The sequence below is a fragment of the Synechococcus sp. H55.9 genome, from assembly GCF_047462355.1.
Classification (GTDB): Bacteria; Cyanobacteriota; Cyanobacteriia; order Thermostichales; family Thermostichaceae; genus Thermostichus.
In genome coordinates this window covers 4,782-6,030 of record NZ_JANSJB010000119.1, presented here as the reverse complement: position 1 = coordinate 6,030, position 1,249 = coordinate 4,782, and the positions used below count along the sequence as shown (strand labels likewise).

The following is a 1,249-nucleotide window of genomic DNA, read 5'->3' as shown; positions in this document are numbered from 1 at the left end:
CCGGCCATGCCTACTCGTAAATCCAGCTTTGGGTGGCGGGCGTCCAGCTTACCAGCTCGGATTCCTGGAACCAAAGGGCGATCTCCCGTTGGGCGGTCTCGGGGCCATCGGAGCCATGGACGAGGTTGCGGCCAATATCAATGCCAAAATCACCGCGGATGGTGCCCGGCTCGGCGTCCAAAGGGTTGGTCTTGCCAATGAGCTTGCGAGCGGCAGCAATCACCCCTTTGCCCTGCCAGACCATGGCCACCACCGGCCCTGAGGTGATGAACTTCACCAAACCGGGGAAGAAGGGGCGCTCCTTGTGTTCAGCGTAGTGGGCTTCCGCCAGCTCTTGGCTTACCTGCACCAGCTTTAGGCCCACCAATTGGTAGCCCCGGCTTTCCAGGCGCTGGATGATGGTGCCCACCAGACCCCGCTGCACGCCGTCTGGCTTAATGGCGATAAAGGTGCGCTCCATGGGATCTCCCCTTGTTGTTACTCATCTTCACCGTTATCCTTGTACCGGATTGGGGATCCCCAGTGCAAGGGTGTCTAGGAGCTCACCACCGCCAACGTTAGGAATATAGCCCCCACTATTGCAATCATCCAGCCGGCACTGCGGATTAAGCCAGGGATCCTCTCTGCCCAGGTTTCAGCCGCCCAGAGGGCAAGGAGCGCTACCCCATATTGAACGGTGCTCAACCCCAGCAGATAGCCCAGCCAGGGCATGGGTTCGGCACCGATGATCGCTTCGGCATAGGCATAGCCATGGAATAGCCCCGCCAGGGATCCCCACAGCAGCAAAAGCCAACTTGGGATCTGCCGCGATTGAACCAGCAGTAGGCCAAAGAGAACTATGGAGCAGGCAATGGCCAACTCGGTTAGCCCCAGGGGATCCCAGCCGGCCAGGTGGATCCCGGTGCCCACCAGACCGGCCAGCACAAAGCCCAGCGGGATCCCATAGCGCCAGGGCTGCCCCGCCGCAATGAGACCAATGGCCACCACAAAGGCCAGGTGATCCGGGCCGATCACCGGATGGGCCAGGCCCGACAAAAACCCCTCCCACCCTGTGGCCGGCAATCTCCCGCCCAGAGCGTGGTGGGCAAGAGCCGGCCAAGAGGCCAGCCAGGCGATCCCTGCCCCCAGGCCGATGGCCCAGCCGCGGCCCACTTGAGCAGGCAAGGCCAAAGGTCGCTGCCACTGCCAAAACATGCTTTTTGCTCCCTCACGATTGAACCTATGCGAAGGGGTCTAAGCTTGCTGTACC

Annotated in this window: 2 protein-coding genes; both read right to left on the bottom strand. The window is 61.6% G+C overall.

Translation table 11 applies throughout. The features are described from left to right. Positions 1-10: 10 nt before the first annotated feature. On the bottom strand, positions 11-460 hold the full coding sequence (ndk, locus tag NW857_RS11950; RefSeq protein WP_414335826.1) for a nucleoside-diphosphate kinase: 450 nt from the start codon (positions 458-460) through the stop codon (positions 11-13). 74 nt (positions 461-534) lie between these two features. After that, positions 535-1,194, bottom strand: a complete 660-nt coding sequence (locus NW857_RS11945; RefSeq protein ID WP_414369057.1) for a HupE/UreJ family protein — start codon at positions 1,192-1,194, stop codon at positions 535-537. Between the last annotated feature and the right edge of the window lie 55 nt (positions 1,195-1,249).